We start from the raw sequence: 17290 nt of genomic DNA, 5'->3' as shown, positions 1-17290 counted from the left end.
GAATCCCCTCTATGCTGGGGAAATAAAAAAACTGATTCTTTTAACCTTGTGCTGCTAACAGTCTATGCGAAGGAAGAGAATCTTAATGGAATGAAGTATTACCTTCTATCTGAGAAAATGGGGGAAACCGATATGCGAGTAAAACCTTCAAGTCTAATTCCAGGATGTGTATTACTTAAGGAAGTAAGAGGCAAGACAAATCGTCCAATCATCCTAAAAAATACCATATTAAAAGAAGAACATATTACAATTCTTGAAAAATTCCTTGTTGAATCGGTAGATGTATCATCTACCTTGTCTAACGGTGATTCCTTTTTAGGAAAACCTGTTCAGCCAAAGGAAAAACAGCATATGAAGAAGCAAAATTCAATTGATAACGAAAAAAGTCTTCCATTTGCTGAGAGTTATCTAAATGTGGTGGCTGCATATAAACAACAGTTTCAAAAATGGCAAAATGGGATGCCAATTGATATCTCAGTTGTTCGTAAATTGATCATACCACTATTGGAATGTACAGAAACAATAGAGGCCGAAAAAATATATAGGCTTCATACATATAGTGCCCAGGAGGATTATATGTATTTCCATAGTGTTGCAGTTTCCCTTCTTTCAGCATTTATCGGTAGGAAAATGGGGCTTTCGAAAGGTGAATGGCTTCAAAGTGGAATAGCAGGATTACTTAGTAATTGTGGATTGGTAAAAGTGGATGATTCTATCCTGAACAAAAAGGGAACGTTAACAGAAGATGAATGGAAAGCTATTAAAAATCACCCTACGTATTCGTATCGAATGATTGAGCATTTACCAATAATCACAGCGGCAGTAAAATTAGGTGTACTCCAGCATCATGAACGTCTAGATGGAAGTGGTTATCCGCTTGGTATTACGAATGAAAAAATCCATGTATTTGCTAAAATTATCGCAGTAAGTGATACATATTTCGCGATAATAAGTAATCGTATCTATGCAAAGGCACAAAGTTTATTTCATGCAATAAAAACAATCGAAAAGGATAGATATATGAAATTCGATGCGCAGGTAGTAAACGTATTCATCGACAATTTCGTTCATTTTTTGATTGGAAAGAAGATAATCCTCTCGAATGGAAAACATGGGGAAATTGTTTTTATAGAAACGACAAAACCGACAAAGCCAATGATTCGTATCGAACCAGATGAAGCGATTATCTCATTGGATCAAATGCCCGAACTTTATATTGAAGAAATAATAGGGAGCTAGCTATAGCTCCCTATTCGTATATGTAGGCTATGTTAGGCTGTCAAACGTCGTTTTCATTGCTAGCATCTCACTACCAATTTGCCTTGGGATTTTTTGTGCAGTAACTTGTAGAAAATGGTGGATTAAAGGGTAATCCATATCCGCCTTGGATACAAATAAGTCACCCCACCATTCTGACTCGTAGCGACAGAGCATACTAAGATTAAAAAGCAACAAATAATGAATCATTACTTCTGAAATAGGAAGAAAGGAATCCCGGTTTGCTGGAAAATAGAGCTGATTATTATCCATATGCTTGAAAAAAGGACCATTCGAAAAATCAACGTAATCTTCAAGTTCTATATCAAGCATTAATTTTCCAGATTTAATCTCCTTAATAGCTGGAAGATAGTTTTGTATGCGTGCTATAAATGCCTTTTCTGTTAAATGATAGTTATCAAATAATTTGGTTGGGAATTGTAGATGAACCGAGTTTGCTGAGCCAATGACAGTTAGTTTCTCCTGCTTCTGTAAAGCGAAAAAATTACTCATTTCGGGTAGTAAGCTAAAAAGCGTTTCCATGCGAATTTTTTCAAAAGGGATTCTTTTAGTGGCGTACAAATGCTCCGAGAAATAAGGGAACATGCCATGCTGTTGTACTTTTACTTCATCATCTGTAAATGTATAGAACTTTTTCTTTCGTTTCCTTGCAGTTACGCCATGAGCGAGCAGCGAGGTTGATTCTGGATAGTCCGGACGTTTCGTTAGAAGATATGCTTTTAATAAATGCACCATACCGTAAAAATATAAAACAGGCTGAACAAGTTCATCGGATTTTTTACCATTTTCATAAAAACGCTGGCTATGATCGAGCAAATACATGAAAGTGCTGTAATTTTGATAGCTTTTTGCTTCTGCATCCTCCATTCCTAAATAGCATTGATATAAAAAGCTTTGGGCATGTTGTTGTGCGTTTAAATACGTATAAAATTCATCGACTGTTATCATAATTATGACCTCTTAACTATTATAAAATTTTGAATCTATTTATTTTTTGTTTCTAATCGAACTTTGTTGAAAAACCAAGCGTATTAGAGTAATGTATATAAAAATAGATATTCGTATATATAAATGTGTGCTCAGAAGAAGGATAAAAAGAACCGAGGTCGGCTAAAGTTGCAACGTCCTGGGGCTGCGATTACTCGCCCCGCCGAAAATCCTTGTCGCAACACCGACATTAGAACGCCCTGGGCGTCGAAGGTCTATCACTCTCGATGTGTCATTTTTACCGGACTTTTGGGACATCCTCTATATAGTTTGAACGATAGATAGTTACACCATACATAAACTTCATAAGGAGGAATTAAAAATGAGAGAAGATAAGTTTGCAAAAGAAGGTTTAACATTTGATGATGTATTATTAATACCAGGAAAATCAGAGGTTTTGCCTAATACCGTTGATCTTAGTACACAGCTTACATCCAATTTGAAGTTAAAATCTCCATTTATTAGTGCTGGTATGGATACTGTTACAGAAGCAGAAATGGCAATTGCAATGGCACGCCAAGGAGGATTCGGTGTCATTCATAAAAATATGTCGATGGAGGAACAAGCTGAGCAGGTAGACCGTGTTAAACGTTCTGAAAGTGGTGTTATTACGAACCCATTCTTCCTTACACCTGACCATCAGGTATATGATGCAGAGCACTTAATGGGCAAATACCGCATTTCTGGTGTACCAATTGTGAACAATATTGAAGAACAGAAGCTTGTAGGCATTTTAACAAATCGTGATTTGCGCTTCATTCAGGATTATTCAATTGCTATTTCGGAAGTGATGACAAGTGAAAACCTTGTTACAGCTTCAGTTGGGACAACATTGGAGGAAGCTGAAAAACTTCTCCAAAAATATAAAATTGAAAAGCTCCCACTTGTGGATGAAAACAACATTTTAAAAGGTTTAATCACAATTAAAGATATTGAGAAGGTTATTGAGTTCCCGAATTCAGCTAAAGATGAGCAAGGTCGTTTACTTGTAGCAGCTGCAGTTGGTGTAACGGGAGATGCGATGCTTCGAATTGAAAAGCTTGTCGAAGCAGGTGTCGATGCGATTGTGATTGATACTGCTCATGGGCATTCAAAAGGCGTGCTCGATCAACTACAAGCAGTAAGAGCGGCATTTCCTGATTTAGACATTATTGCAGGTAACGTTGCTACTGCTGAAGGAACAAAAGCGTTGATTGAAGCAGGTGCATCTGTTGTAAAAGTTGGAATTGGACCTGGATCAATTTGTACAACTCGAGTTGTAGCTGGTGTCGGAGTACCACAGATTACAGCAGTACATGATTGTGCTGTAGCAGCCGCAGAATACGGTGTTCCAGTCATTGCCGATGGTGGAATTAAATATTCTGGAGATATTGTGAAAGCATTGGCTGCTGGAGCACATGCAGTCATGATTGGCAGTATGTTTGCAGGGACAACGGAAAGCCCTGGAGAAACAGAAATCTATCAAGGCAGAAAATATAAAGTATACCGCGGAATGGGTTCTGTTGGCGCAATGAAAGCAGGCTCGAAGGATCGTTATTTCCAGAGTGATTCAGACAATAAAAAGCTTGTTCCAGAAGGTATTGAAGGAAGAGTTGCTTATAAAGGTGCACTTGCAGATACGTTCCACCAGTTAATAGGCGGATTACGATCTGGTATGGGATATTGTGGAACAGGAACAATTGATGCATTGCGAAATGATGCACAGTTTATACGTATAACAGGTGCTGGATTACGTGAGAGCCATCCGCATGATGTACAAATTACAAAAGAAGCACCAAATTATTCAGTCAATTAAGGCTCTATAATTTGAACTGCCTTTTATAATAGCAATGAATAAAAAATAGATGCTTGGTATCTCTAGCATCTATTTTTTTATATTTTTATGTGGTAAAATAACAGATAGCTTATTCAAAAGAGAGAATGGCAAAATTAAAAAGGTTATACCGCAGGTTGGAGGTACAGAAAGTTGAAACACAGCATGAAGAAGATTTTTCCATTAGTACTTGCGATGCTTGTACTAATACAATTGTTTATAACAGAGCCACTTACTGCAAACGCTGCAGAGTCATTGGATATAGGTGCTGAATCGGCAATTCTAGTCGATGCAGAAACAGGAAAGGTTTTATACGCAAAAAACCCTGATGTTGCGCTTCCACCGGCAAGTATGACGAAAATGATGACGGAATATATCGTATGGGAAGCTGTCGAAAATGGTCAAATCTCGTGGGATACAACTACGCAGATTAGTGATTATGCTTACAGTATTTCTGCCAATACGGTGTTTTCGGGTGTTGGATTGAAACAACAACAGGATTATACAGTTGAAAAATTATATGAAGCAATGGCGATTAATTCAGATAATGCCACAACGATTGCTTTAGCGGAATTAATTTCTGGTACAGAGGGCGAATTTGTTAAGTTAATGAATCAAAAAGCGGAAGAGTTAGGGCTATCTGAAGCTGAATTTGTAAATTCAACAGGATTGGACAATGAAGACCTAGATGGTAATCACCCAGAAGGAACAGACCCAAATGGGACGAACCTATTGTCAGCACGATCTGCTGCACAGCTTGGTTATCACCTTGTGAATGATTATCCAGGTGCACTCGATGTTGCTAAAATTCCAGTGACTGAATTTGATGGACAAACCATCCGCAACTGGAATTATATGCTTCCACATGAAGGTGAAAATTTAGGACAGTTTTTCTATGAAGGTGTAGATGGCTTAAAAACAGGCTTTACAAATTTGGCAGGCCACAGCTTCACAGGTACTGCAATTCGAGACGGTAATCGATTAATTACGGTTGTTATGAGAACGAGTAGTGATACAGAGCGCTTCGTAGAAACAGCTCAATTACTGGATCATGGCTATTCGAAATTCCAATCTGAGGAGCTTTTCCCTGCTGGTTACCAGTCTGAGGATCAAGGCACAGTTCCTGTAGCAAAAGGAAAACAAGATGAAGTTAACGTTTCATTAAGTGAAGCAGTACGTATTCCAATTCAAGCAGATGAAGCAGAATTGTACAGTATTGAATATCATATTGATGAGGATAAATTAAATGAAGACGGTGAATTAGTAGCACCAATTGAAAAAGGCGAAGTAGTCGGAACAGCAGAGCTTGTTTATGATGGGGATGTTGATTATGGTTATATTTTTGATGATTCAACTAGCCAAATTGACCTTGTAACAGATGAAGCAGTAGAAAAATCAAACTGGTTCATGCTTACACTCGGATCTATCGGTGATTTCTTTGCAAATATATTTACAGCTGCCGTTGATTGGATTAAAGGACTTTTTTAGTTAACAACAAAATCAATTTTTCCAGAAAAACTTGCATTTTGAATTAAAATTGCATATGATAGCAATAATTATAATGACAATCAATTAAAATGTATTGATAGGAAGTAGTAATAGCATGTCTTTCTTAAGAGAGCCGATGGCTGGTGAGAATCGGTGTTAGATTGCTGTGAATCCATCCTTGAACAGGTTTACGGAAAGGATTTAGAATCCAAAGTAAGTAAACCCGGTGAAGAGCCGTTATGAACGATGAGCCGGAAGATAGTATCTTCAACAAGGGTGGCAACGCGGGAAACTTACTCTCGTCCCTATATTTAGGGACGGGAGTTTTTTGATTTTTAAAGGATTTAACAATTTATATAATGCTTAAAGGAGGAATCATTATGTTAGACATGAAGTATTTAAGAAATAACTTTGAAGAGGTACAAAAAAGGCTTGCCCATCGTGGAGAGGATTTATCTGATTTAGATAAGTTCGGTTCTTTAGACGAAAAACGTCGCGGATTAATTGCAGAAACAGAGGCTTTAAAGGCAAAGCGCAATGAAGCAACGAAAGAAATATCTGCTTTGAAAAGAGAAAAGAAGGATGCAGATCCTGCGATTAAAGAAATGCGCGAGCTAGGTGATCAAATTGCTTTACTCGATAAAGACTTGAAGGGTATCGAGGAAGAGCTACAGCATATTATGCTATCCATTCCGAATATCCCGCATGAATCTGTTCCAGTTGGAGAAGATGAAGACGATAATGTGGAAGTTCGCGATTGGGGTACTGTTCCGGCATTTGACTTTGAAGTGCAGGCTCATTGGGACATTGCAACGAATCTTGATATTATCGATTTTGAACGCGCAGCTAAAGTAACAGGGAGCCGTTTTGTTTTCTATAAAGGCCTTGGTGCGAGATTAGAACGTGCATTATTAAACTTCATGATGGATCTCCATGCAGATGAGCATGGTTATATAGAGATGCTACCTCCACAAATTGTAAATCGCGCTAGCATGACAGGGACTGGTCAGCTTCCAAAATTTGAAGAGGATGCATTTAAACTGGAGGATTGGGATTATTTCATGATTCCTACTGCAGAAGTGCCCGTAACAAATTACCATCGTGATGAGATTTTATCAGCAGATAATCTACCGAAAAAATATGTTGCATTTAGCACGAATTTCCGTTCTGAAGCAGGATCTGCTGGGCGAGACACACGTGGATTAATTCGTCAGCATCAATTTAACAAAGTTGAGCTTGTTAATTTTGTGAAGCCGGAAGATTCCTATGAAGCATTGGAAACATTAACAGGAAATGCAGAAAAAGTATTGCAGCTATTAAACTTACCATATCGTGTAATGAGCATGTGTACAGCTGACCTAGGATTTACCGCAGCTAAAAAATATGATATTGAAGTATGGATTCCAAGCCAGGAAACATACCGTGAGATTTCTTCTTGCTCTAACTTCGAAGACTTCCAAGCACGTCGGGCTGGTATACGTTTCCGCAGGGAGGCGAACGGGAAACCAGAATATGTGCATACGTTAAATGGTTCTGGACTTGCAATCGGACGTACAGTAGCAGCTATTTTGGAAAACTACCAGCAAGCAGATGGATCTGTTGTTATCCCAGAGGTATTACGACCGTATATGGGTGGAAAAGAAGTAATGAAGTAATGGGACTTGTGCGGAGGTTATTCATACCTCCGTGTTCTCTTATTTAGCATGGAATGGCCAAAAATTTGACATTCATTTTTGAGCATGATATATTATTTCTTGGCAAATAAGCAAGTATAGAACTTTTTTATTTGTATAAGCAACAAAAGCATTCACTTAAAAGCTTGCATTCCAGAGTATAAGTTTTTCTTAGAAAGCAAAGAACGCCTTCTAAGAATCCCTTTAAAGAATGCTCAGTTTTCTAATCGTTATGGAGGTATACCCAAGTCTGGCTGAAGGGATCGGTCTTGAAAACCGACAGGCGGGTCAAACCGCGCGGGGGTTCGAATCCCTCTACCTCCTCCATTTTGAAATCAAGCGTATAATAATTGGAGATAAAGAAAACCGCTGTTTTTCAGCGGTTTTTTCATATTACTTTTCCCTATCAAGGAAGGATTGTAAGAAATTTAATGGGAGATGAACCTTATCCTCCTCATTTAATTGTAAAAAATGAATATCTTCATTCTCTGCTGCTTGGCTTTTGATATTGTTCACTTCATTATTTAGTTTCTCCATTTTAGAATCCAGTTTATTTGCTACATTTGCTGCTTCCGTTAATTCCATGATTAACTGCTGGGGAACTTCCCCATTATATTTATAGTAGATTTTATGCTCTAAGCTTGCCCAGAAATCCATGGCAACCGATCGGATTTGAATTTCGATATAAACCTGTTCGGTTCGATCTGACATAAATACTGGAATCGATAAAATAAGATGCAGGCTCTTATATCCATTCGATTTAGGATGTTTTATATAGTCTTTTACTTCTACAACCGTAATATCCTGTTGGTTTTGAATCATTTCACTTACCTTATAAATATCGGAAATAAAGGAACATACGATACGAATTCCCACAATATCTTTAATATTTTCGCGAATTGCATCCATCGATATATCTAAATTTTTACGATACACTTTTTTGAGAATGCTTTCTGGAGATTTTATTCGTGATTTGATATGTTCAATAGGATTATAAGAATGTATATGTTGAAACTCCTCTTTTAGTATATTCAATTTTGTATTCATTTCATCTAGACCAAATTTATAAGTTATCATGAAGCGTGTAAGTTCATTACGGACCTGTTTTAATTGCTGTAATTGATTCATGCTTTGATTCCTTTCACCTTTATTGATAAACTTATTATATCAAATACGGTGTCATTCAGATAATTTCTTGACAAAATAAGGATAAGAGCTTATAGTCATAGCAATTAAATGATTTGAGACGGAGAATAGGCCAGTAATACAATGACTATCGGAAAGAGAAAGGGATTTATAAGCTGGAAGATCCCTGCGAAATAGCGTGTATGAACCTACCTAGGAGTCGTTAGCGATAAACTAACCGCAGGAAACTGTGTTATCAATTTAGAGATGGGCATGATTGCCAAATTAGGTGGTACCGCGGAAACTGATTCCGTCCTTTGTTAAGGATGCAGAATCAGTTTTTTTAATTTCTTAGGAGGTTGTCACATGGATAAAAGAATTGCATTTTTAGGAGCTGGATCCCTCGCAGAGGCGATCCTATCTGGTATTATTAAATCCGAAGTTGTAGCAAAAGAAAATATATATGTAACCAATAAAAGTAATCGAGAACGACTAATATACATTGAAAATTGCTATCACGTTCAATGCTCTTCAGATAAAGAAAAAGTCTTCAGGAATGCTGATATTATTATTTTGGCTAGTAAGCCAAAGGATGCAGTGGAATCGATTGCGTCGATAAAACCTTATTTGAATGAAAAGCAATTAATTATTTCGACCATTGCTGGGTTATCGACTGAAAAAATGGAGCAACTTCTGGACATACAAATTCCAGTTGTACGTACAATGCCAAACACATCCGCTCTCATTGGACATTCTGCGACAGCACTTTCGGCAGGGAAATATGTCGAAACGGAGCATCTCTTACAAACGGATCAATTATTTCAAACTGTAGGTATGACGAAGCTTGTCGATGAAAAGGATATGCATGCGATTACAGCTGTTTCTGGCAGTGGTCCAGCCTTTATTTATTATTTTGTAGAAGCGATGGAAAAAGCTGCAATGGAATTTGGCCTCGACAGGCAAACTGCTAAGGATCTCATTACCCAAACGGTCATTGGTGCTGGAAACATGCTAAAGCAATCTGGTGAAACACCAGCAGTGCTGCGGAAAAACATTACAAGTCCAGGAGGAACAACAGAGGCTGGTATTGCCGATTTAGATCGTCATAACTTTGAAGAAATGATTTTTTCATGTATCCGACAAGCACGTGATCGGTCAATTCAATTAGGTGAAAAGTAAAGGAAGTGAAATAGATGGAGACACCAGCATGTGCATATTGTAAGAAACAATGGAGTTATTTAACAACATTAAGGAATCTGTTTCGAATTAAAATGAGTTGTCCACATTGTGGAAAAGAAAATTATTATGATTCAGGCGCAAGTAATAGTTTCCTAGCCTTGATGATTGCGCCAGCATTAATTATTATCGGGGCATTTCTAAACCTCCCCTTGGGATGGCTAATCGGAATCTCGCTTATTCTCATTCTGATTCATTTTTTGCTTTACCCTTTCCGGACGAATGTAAGAAAAGCAGATTAAAAAAGGATGCACCGTTATGGTCATCCTTTTTTATCATCTCGCTAATTCTCTTCGTGTATATCGTCTGGAATGCTGAAGTGAGCGTCCAACCTTCTCTAAAATTTGTTCGATTGGGTTTTCTTCCTGCATTAAGTCATAGTCCGAAATGTTAATACGCAAAATTGGACATGCATTAAAGTTATCAATCCAATTCGTATAGCGATTATACATTTCCTCCCAGTAGCTAATTGGCGTACTCTTTTCCATATCCCGACCGCGTTCTTGGATTCTGCTTATAATCTCGTCAAAGGAGCCTTCCAAGTATATGAGTAGGTCTGGATGCGGGAAATATGGTGTCATTACCATTGCATCAAATAAATTGGTATAGGTTTCATAATCAGTTGGTGACATAGTACCTTTATCAAAATGCATTTTGGCAAAAATTCCAGTATCCTCATAAATGGAACGGTCCTGGACAAAGCCGCCGCCATATTCGAAAATTTTCTTTTGCTCTTTAAAGCGTTCTGCCAGGAAGTAGACCTGCAGATGGAAGCTCCATCGTTCGAAGTCATCATAAAATTTTTCTAGATATGGATTTGTGTCCACCTTTTCAAAAGATGTTTTAAAGTCTAAAGCCTGTGCTAAGGCTCTTGTCATGGTTGATTTACCAACTCCAACCGTACCTGCAATTGTAATCACACTGTCGTTTGGAATGTGGTATTTTTCTCTTAAGTTCATTATTGGTTCCCCTTCATTTTCATTCCACCCGCAAATGCAAATGGTTCGTTACTTTTTCAATAATGCAATCTAAATCCTTTTGATACTGAACAAAATCGGTCGTATCGCCATTTATTCGGATGACGGGAATGTCAGGATGTAATTGTTCAAAAGCATTCATATAGTCCTCGTAATCGTTTCTTAGCTGTGCAAGATAAGAAGCTTTTATATTTTGCTCAATATTTCTGCCGCGCCTTCTGATTCGATCCAAAATTGTATCGAGACTAGCATTTAAATAGATGAGCATATTTGGAGTGGGCATATCGGTTGTTAGGATTTGGTATATTTTTTCGTATTTCTCCAATTTATCCTCTTGCAATGTACGTTTTGCAAAAATCATGTTTTTTGATATATGATAATCAGCTATTACAGCTTTGTTTGCTCTAAGATATTTCTTATCGATATCTTCCAATTGCTTGAATCGATTGCATAAAAAAAACATCTCGGTTTGAAAACTCCACTCATCGATATCATCGTAAAATTTGCCAAGAAAAGGATTTTCTTCCACAATTTCTTTTAACAAGTGATAATTAAAGTGATTGGATAGTTTTTTAGCGAGCGATGTTTTACCAATGCCAATCGGTCCTTCAATTGCAATGAAAGGCACTTCAGCCATTATTATTTCCTCCATTCATTGCTTTCATAGACAGAATTTATTTTACCATAGAATATGGCTATCTTCCATGTGAAAATAATGCCGCTTTCCAATTCGACAAAAATTTTGTATAATGTATTTTATCTTGTCCTAAAAATTTTAGGCTCCGTAGCTCAGGGGATAGAGCATCGGTTTCCTAAACCGTGTGTCGCAGGTTCGAATCCTGCCGGGGCCGCCACTGCCAAATATTGCATCTCAAAGTAATTTCTCTTCCGCATTCTGTTCAAACGTCCAGCATACAGTCAAAATAAAAAAATCTAATAACAGAGAGGACATTTATATGAGTTTAACAAAAAAAATTATGATTGCCCTCGCATTAGGGGTATTTGCGGGAATTATTTTAACCTTTGTCCCTGATAAGGCGTTTTCAATGCTAGATACTTATTTATTAGGTCCTGTTGGTCAGATTTTTCTGAATTTAATTATGATGCTTGTTGTTCCACTAGTATTTGTTTCTATCACATTAGGAACAGCAGGATTAGGGGACCCATCAAAATTAGGTAAAATTGGAATCTATACGATTACCTTTTTTCTAATTACAACAGCATGTGCACTAATCATTGGTATTGGACTTGGATATATCCTCCAACCCGGAAAAGAGGGAGTATTTAACACGGATCAATCCTATGAAGCAACAGAAGCACCACCAATTATGGAAACGATTATTAATATTATTCCAGAGAATCCAATCGCATCAATGGCGACTGGGGATATGCTGCAAATTATAGCATTCGCTATTTTCATAGGGGTTGCATTAGCTTTCCTTGGGGAAAAGACAGCAGGAATTCATCGTTTATTTGAACAAGCAAATGAAATATTAAATTGGTTAGTTATGTTAGTTATGAAGACTGCACCGTACGGAGCATTTGCGTTAGTTGCTTCTGCGATTGGTGACGCAGGGTTAGATGCAATTGGCTCAATGGCAATGTATATGATAACCGTTGTGCTTAGCTTGATTGTTCATGGAGCAGTTGTATACAGTCTAGCAATCTGGTGGCTTGGCAAAGCAAATCCGCTTAAATTTTATAAGGGTTTCTTCCCTGCAATGTCTGTTGGATTTAGTACGTCGAGTTCAAACGCAACACTACCAATTTCAATGAAAGCTGCGCAAGAAAATCTTGGCGTGAAAAAAGAGATTAGTAGCTTTGTTCAACCATTAGGTGCAACAATCAATATGGATGGAACAGCGATTATGCAAGCTGTAGCTACCGTGTTCATTTCCCAAGTATATGCACTTCCGTTAAGTCCAACAGATTTGCTTCTAGTTGTCCTAACAGCAACATTAGCAAGTATTGGGACAGCAGGTGTACCTGGTGTCGGTATGATTATGCTGGCGATGGTATTAGGTCAAGTAGGTTTACCTGTGGAAGGTATTGCATTGATTATCGGTATTGACCGTATCCTTGATATGTTACGTACGTCTTTAAATATTACAGGGGATGCAGCATGTGCTTTTATTATTTCTGAAAAGGAAAGACGTAAGGAAGAAAAGGCTGCAAAAGCTTAAATTAAAATAAGAATGTTAATGATCACGTTGGATTGCTATTAGTTGCAAAAAACGTGATTTTCTTTGGGTTTAAAGATATATCCAAATTTAAGTAATATTTTGAATAATAGTAATTGAGATGAATTACTTTAAAATCGTCACAAAATGTTCTAAACTATATATTAGTTACCGAATGTTTCAATTATTTTCAATTAATTATTTAAGAAATAATGAAATCGATTACAAAGAAGGATGAGGTGATTGGATGGATATGCAAGTAATACCAGCAAGAAGTGAGAACTATAATTTAAAAGATTATCAAAAAGTAAGAGAGAACTTCAAATGGGATGATGTAAACAAGCATTTTACCTGGAACGAGACTGGAAAGGTAAATATCGCATATGAAGCATTGGATCGCCATGCAGAGAATCCTGCTAAAAAAGATAAAGTAGCCTTATTATATTCTGCGCCAGACCGGGAGGAACAGCTTACGTTTGCTGATCTGAGTAAACAGAGTAACAGGTTTGCAAATGTATTAAAGAAGCATGGTGTAAATAAAGGAGATCGTGTTTTTCTCTTTATGCCACGAAGTCCAGAATTTTATGCAGCATTCTTTGGGATATTAAAAACTGGCGCGATTGCTGGACCCTTATTCGAGGCATTTATGGAGCAAGCTGTACGAGATCGCCTGCAAGATAGTGAAGCAAGCGTACTGATTACGACCCCAGAGCTAATTGAGAGAGTTCCACAAGATGAATTACCACAATTAGAAACAGTAATTCTTGTTGGGGAAGCAGGGGTAGCTCATACTTATATTGATTATCATACTGAAATGGCCGGGGCCTCTGAAGCATTTGATATCGAATGGGTTGATTTAGAAGATGGTATGCTGCTTCACTATACATCGGGATCTACTGGGAAGCCTAAGGGCGTTTATCATGTGCACAATGCTATGATTCAGCATTACGCTACAGGCGAGTTGGTACTCGATTTGAAAGAAGACGATGTATACTGGTGTACGGCTGACCCAGGCTGGGTAACGGGCACAAGCTACGGTATCTTTGCACCATGGCTGCATGGTGTTACGAACGTAATTCGTGGTGGACGTTTTACGCCAGATGACTGGTATGAAACCCTGGAGAAAAATAAGGTAACGGTATGGTATACCGCTCCAACAGCATTGCGGATGCTTGTCAGTCACGGTGAAGAGGCATTAAAGAAATATGAGCTTTCAGAATTACGTCATATCATGAGTGTTGGGGAGCCATTGAACCCAGAGGTTGTTACATGGGGATTAAAAGCATTTAATCTACGCATCCATGATACATGGTGGATGACCGAAACAGGTGCACAGCTCATTGTAAATCTACCTGCATTGGAAATTCGCCCAGGTTCGATGGGGAAACCAATTCCTGGTATTGTAGCATCGATTGTTGATAATGAAGGAAATGAACTACCTCCAAATCAGATGGGGAATTTAGCAATTAAAGAGGGTTGGCCGTCGATGATGCGGCAAATTTGGAATAATCCTGGTAAATATGAAAGCTATTTTATTAATGGCTGGTATGTCTCTGGTGATAGTGCATATCGTGATGAGGATGGTTATTTCTGGTTCCAAGGACGCCTGGATGATGTCATTAATACATCTGGTGAGCGGGTCGGCCCATTTGAGGTTGAGAGCAAATTAATTGAACACCCAGCTGTTGCTGAAGCGGGAGTCATTGGAAAACCGCATCCAGAACGGGGAGAAATTATTAAAGCATTTATTTCCTTGAATGAAGGATATGAAAAATCGGATGAATTATTAGAAGAAATTCGTCAATTTGTTAAAACAGGTCTTAGTGCACATGCTGCACCAAGAGAAATTGAAATTCGCGATAGCATTCCTAAAACGCGAAGCGGTAAAATTATGCGTCGTCTGTTGAAATCTTGGGAGCTGGGCCTTCCAACAGGAGATACATCGACATTAGAGGAGTAAAATCAAAAAGCTTTGGTTGTCGCTTTAGTGGCGAGGACCAAAGTTTTTCTTTATGCTATACGTTATAGAGAATAGGATAGGGGCGTTTATGATGAGTGATAAGTATGTATCCGACGATCCAGTTCATCTTTATCCCGAAACATCAATCCATATGCTCCCAGGAGATGTGCTTTATTCACATAAGACAGCATTATCTTCCATGGTCGTCGGACATGCTGGGATTATTGGCGAGGATTTTCGAATTTATCATGTAAACAGATGGCCGAGCTATGGGCATGGAGATAGTATGCCTATTTATTTAAGCAGGCATAAAAAGGGCGAGAAGCTGACGATATTACGACATCCGAATAAGGAGGAAGCTAGAAATGCTGCAAGGTGGGCAAAGCAGCATAAAGAACAGGTAAATGCTTATCAGTATACGAGGAATCTTCGAAATCTCCAACAAAACTATTGCTCTAAATTTGTCTGGCAAGCTTTTTACTTTGGAAATGACGGGAAGGTCGATCTTGCAACAACGAAGATAAAGCAATCTACAAATCTTAATCCTAGACGGTATATCATGCCAGCGCAAATTTATCGAGGGCTGCAACGAATTGGAGCATTCGCTAATGTGCTCTATCGTGCGTAGTTTTTTGTGAAAAGGTGCTGCCAAACAAGCGTAGAAAAAAAGACAGCCTGGATCGGCTGTCCTTATAAATGCTATTTACCTGGTGATATCCTCGGACGGTCCAAAGATTTCAAAATGAATATCTGTGTCATTCACTTGATATGCTTTCAAGTGTTGATACATCGCACGCATAAATCCCTTCGGTCCACAGAAATAAAATGCGGCATCGTTTGTTGGAAGTATGGATGATAACCAATCATAATCAATTCTACCTGCTTTATCAAAAGAATCTCCTTCACTAGGGCTGTCATACACGGTATAACTTTTCACATGGTTATTTTGCCCAGCGATTTCTTTGACACGCTCTTTCATTGCATGGAATTTACTTGATTTTGCAGCGTGAATATAAATAACCTCACGTTCAGGCTGCTCCTTAATTGCTGTTTCAAGCATGCTAATCATAGGTGTTAATCCCACTCCGCCACTCATTAGGACGAGTGGTCTAGTGTCTTCTGCATCTAAAAAGAAATCCCCAGCTGGTGCACTGATTGGTAGGATGTCTCCTTCATTAATATGTTCATGTAGGAAATTTGATACAACTCCCTTGGGCTGGTCTTCGAAAGCATCCTCACGCTTTACACTAATTCGGTAAAATTCCCCTCCAGGAGCACAGGATAAGCTATATTGACGTAAATGGTTATAGTTTTCTCCGTCAATGACAGCCTTTACGGTAATATACTGACCGGGTTGATAGGAAGGGAATGCTTCTCCATCTTCTGGCTGCAGATAGAACGATGTAATAACATTACTTTCGACTTCTTTTTTGATTACTTTAAAGTTACGATAGTCTATCCATCCACCAGTTGTTGCTTTTACTTCAGTATACATTTCGGCTTCAACAGAAATAAATACATCTGCAATCACACCATATGCTTTTGCCCAAGCATCGATAATTTCGTCTGTTGCTGCATCTCCTAACACGTCTTTAATTGCTAGTAATAAATTCTCTCCAACAATTGGATAATGCTCTGGCTTAATATTTAAGCTGCGGTGTTTTTGGGCAATTTGCTTTACAACGGGTAAGATAGCTTCTAAATTGTCGATATGGACAGCAGCTGCATAAACCGTATTCGCAAGCGCTTTCGGTTGGTCACCTTTTCGTTGATTTGTTTGGTTAAAAATATTCTTTAATTCTGGGTGGTTTTCAAACATCATTTGATAAAATCGTTTTGTTATTGCAGTCCCGTGTTCCTCTAAAACTGGTACAGTAGCTTTTATTATGTCTCTTGTTTTTTGATCTAATCCAGTAGCTGTTTCTGTTGTCATTTCAAAGCACTCCCTACAGTTTTTTAAAAGATGTATTTCTAATACATGTTTAATTATAGATGTTTTATTTGCACTGTATCAATAGTGAAAACGGGTTTTGTGTTACAATATTGTGAAGAAGTAAACGAGGTGATTCATTCATGCAATTAAAGAAGTATACGGATTACGCATTGCGCGTTTTAATTTATACAGGTACAAAACCGAATGATGAGCTTGCTAGTATTAAGGAAATCTCAGAGGTTTTTAACATCTCGCAGCATCATTTAGGAAAAATTGTCTTTGAATTGAACAAAATGGGCTTACTTGAAACGATTAGAGGGAGAAATGGTGGTATCCGACTGGCAAAGCCTGCATCGGAAATCAACGTAGGTTTACTTGTTCGGAGTCTCGAAAGTGATTTTAATTTACTTGAATGCTTTGATAAGGGAACAAATCATTGTGTGATTACCCCAGCATGTACCTTAAAACACGCATTGAATAAAGCCTTGCATGCTTTTTTTAAGGTGCTTGATGAATATACGGTTCAAGATCTAATTTCGAATGAAGAGGAATTGCGAGCATTAATGGGCATGGATCGGTGATGTTTTATTTTCCTTACAAAGGGAAGACTCTTTATGAATCAAATCATAAGGAGCGGATG

Annotated in this window: 15 protein-coding genes, 2 tRNA genes and 1 other annotated feature; of the genes, 12 read left to right on the top strand and 5 right to left on the bottom strand. The window is 38.1% G+C overall.

Annotated elements, in window-relative coordinates; translation table 11 throughout:
• Window positions 1-132 precede the first annotated feature (132 nt).
• Window positions 133-1239 (top strand): HD-GYP domain-containing protein, encoded by a 1107-nt coding sequence (locus NYE61_RS13750; RefSeq protein WP_303449973.1) that lies wholly within the window; start codon window positions 133-135, stop codon window positions 1237-1239.
• Window positions 1240-1266: 27 nt separating this feature from the next.
• On the opposite strand, the gene NYE61_RS13745 is transcribed toward NYE61_RS13750, so the two are convergent.
• Window positions 1267-2226 carry a YaaC family protein gene (locus NYE61_RS13745; RefSeq protein WP_095313977.1) on the bottom strand — a complete coding sequence of 320 codons (960 nt, stop codon included), beginning with the start codon at window positions 2224-2226 and terminating at the stop codon, window positions 1267-1269.
• 361 nt (window positions 2227-2587) lie between these two features.
• Between NYE61_RS13745 and guaB the strand changes: the two genes are divergently transcribed.
• From guaB to NYE61_RS13725, 4 genes are all read left to right on the top strand, one after another.
• Entirely contained in the window at window positions 2588-4060 is a 1473-nt protein-coding gene (guaB, locus tag NYE61_RS13740) for an IMP dehydrogenase (RefSeq protein ID WP_095313975.1), read from the top strand.
• Window positions 4061-4231: 171 nt separating this feature from the next.
• Window positions 4232-5566, top strand: a complete 1335-nt coding sequence (locus tag NYE61_RS13735) for a serine hydrolase (protein ID WP_303449979.1) — start codon at window positions 4232-4234, stop codon at window positions 5564-5566.
• Window positions 5567-5651: 85 nt separating this feature from the next.
• Window positions 5652-5876 (top strand) — a binding site (T-box leader).
• Between the two features lie 70 nt (window positions 5877-5946).
• Window positions 5947-7221, top strand: coding sequence for a serine--tRNA ligase (gene serS / locus NYE61_RS13730; RefSeq protein WP_095313972.1), 1275 nt, complete (start codon window positions 5947-5949; stop codon window positions 7219-7221).
• Between the two features lie 252 nt (window positions 7222-7473).
• Window positions 7474-7566: transfer RNA gene (locus tag NYE61_RS13725), tRNA-Ser, on the top strand.
• A gap of 66 nt (window positions 7567-7632) precedes the next feature.
• Here the strand turns inward: NYE61_RS13725 and NYE61_RS13720 are convergent.
• Window positions 7633-8367: a GTP pyrophosphokinase family protein gene (locus tag NYE61_RS13720; RefSeq protein WP_303449984.1), complete on the bottom strand. Its 735-nt coding sequence runs from the start codon at window positions 8365-8367 to the stop codon at window positions 7633-7635.
• A gap of 363 nt (window positions 8368-8730) precedes the next feature.
• Here NYE61_RS13720 and proC point away from each other — a divergent pair, with 363 nt between their 5' ends.
• Window positions 8731-9543, top strand: a complete 813-nt coding sequence (gene proC / locus NYE61_RS13715) for a pyrroline-5-carboxylate reductase (RefSeq protein WP_095313969.1) — start codon at window positions 8731-8733, stop codon at window positions 9541-9543.
• Window positions 9544-9557: 14 nt separating this feature from the next.
• Window positions 9558-9842, top strand: a complete 285-nt coding sequence (locus tag NYE61_RS13710; protein WP_118889303.1) for a TIGR04104 family putative zinc finger protein — start codon at window positions 9558-9560, stop codon at window positions 9840-9842.
• Between the two features lie 33 nt (window positions 9843-9875).
• On the opposite strand, the gene NYE61_RS13705 is transcribed toward NYE61_RS13710, so the two are convergent.
• Together NYE61_RS13705 and NYE61_RS13700 are read right to left on the bottom strand one after the other, a co-directional pair.
• Window positions 9876-10559 (bottom strand): deoxynucleoside kinase, encoded by a 684-nt coding sequence (locus NYE61_RS13705; RefSeq protein WP_251659705.1) that lies wholly within the window; start codon window positions 10557-10559, stop codon window positions 9876-9878.
• Window positions 10560-10578: 19 nt separating this feature from the next.
• Window positions 10579-11214 (bottom strand): deoxynucleoside kinase, encoded by a 636-nt coding sequence (locus tag NYE61_RS13700; RefSeq protein ID WP_095313963.1) that lies wholly within the window; start codon window positions 11212-11214, stop codon window positions 10579-10581.
• Between the two features lie 141 nt (window positions 11215-11355).
• Between NYE61_RS13700 and NYE61_RS13695 the strand changes: the two genes are divergently transcribed.
• The 4 genes from NYE61_RS13695 (at window position 11356) to NYE61_RS13680 (ending at window position 15345) form a co-directional block, all read left to right on the top strand.
• Window positions 11356-11431, top strand: a tRNA-Arg gene (locus NYE61_RS13695).
• A gap of 102 nt (window positions 11432-11533) precedes the next feature.
• Window positions 11534-12760, top strand: a complete 1227-nt coding sequence (locus tag NYE61_RS13690; RefSeq protein ID WP_303449995.1) for a dicarboxylate/amino acid:cation symporter — start codon at window positions 11534-11536, stop codon at window positions 12758-12760.
• A gap of 244 nt (window positions 12761-13004) precedes the next feature.
• On the top strand, window positions 13005-14717 hold the full coding sequence (acsA, locus tag NYE61_RS13685; RefSeq protein ID WP_303449998.1) for an acetate--CoA ligase: 1713 nt from the start codon (window positions 13005-13007) through the stop codon (window positions 14715-14717).
• A gap of 91 nt (window positions 14718-14808) precedes the next feature.
• Window positions 14809-15345: a hypothetical protein gene (locus tag NYE61_RS13680; protein WP_303450001.1), complete on the top strand. Its 537-nt coding sequence runs from the start codon at window positions 14809-14811 to the stop codon at window positions 15343-15345.
• A gap of 75 nt (window positions 15346-15420) precedes the next feature.
• Here the strand turns inward: NYE61_RS13680 and hmpA are convergent, their stop codons facing one another.
• Window positions 15421-16650: an NO-inducible flavohemoprotein gene (gene hmpA / locus NYE61_RS13675; RefSeq protein ID WP_303450004.1), complete on the bottom strand. Its 1230-nt coding sequence runs from the start codon at window positions 16648-16650 to the stop codon at window positions 15421-15423.
• 140 nt (window positions 16651-16790) lie between these two features.
• On the opposite strand from hmpA, the gene NYE61_RS13670 reads away from it, so the two are divergent.
• Window positions 16791-17231, top strand: coding sequence for an Rrf2 family transcriptional regulator (locus tag NYE61_RS13670; protein ID WP_095313955.1), 441 nt, complete (start codon window positions 16791-16793; stop codon window positions 17229-17231).
• The last annotated feature ends 59 nt before the right edge of the window (window positions 17232-17290 follow it).

Origin of the sequence: Oceanobacillus sp. FSL W7-1304, assembly GCF_037969805.1 — a bacterium.
In the GTDB taxonomy this organism is placed as follows: domain Bacteria; phylum Bacillota; class Bacilli; order Bacillales; family Amphibacillaceae; genus Oceanobacillus; species Oceanobacillus profundus.
This window is presented reverse-complemented; position numbering and strand designations above follow the sequence as displayed.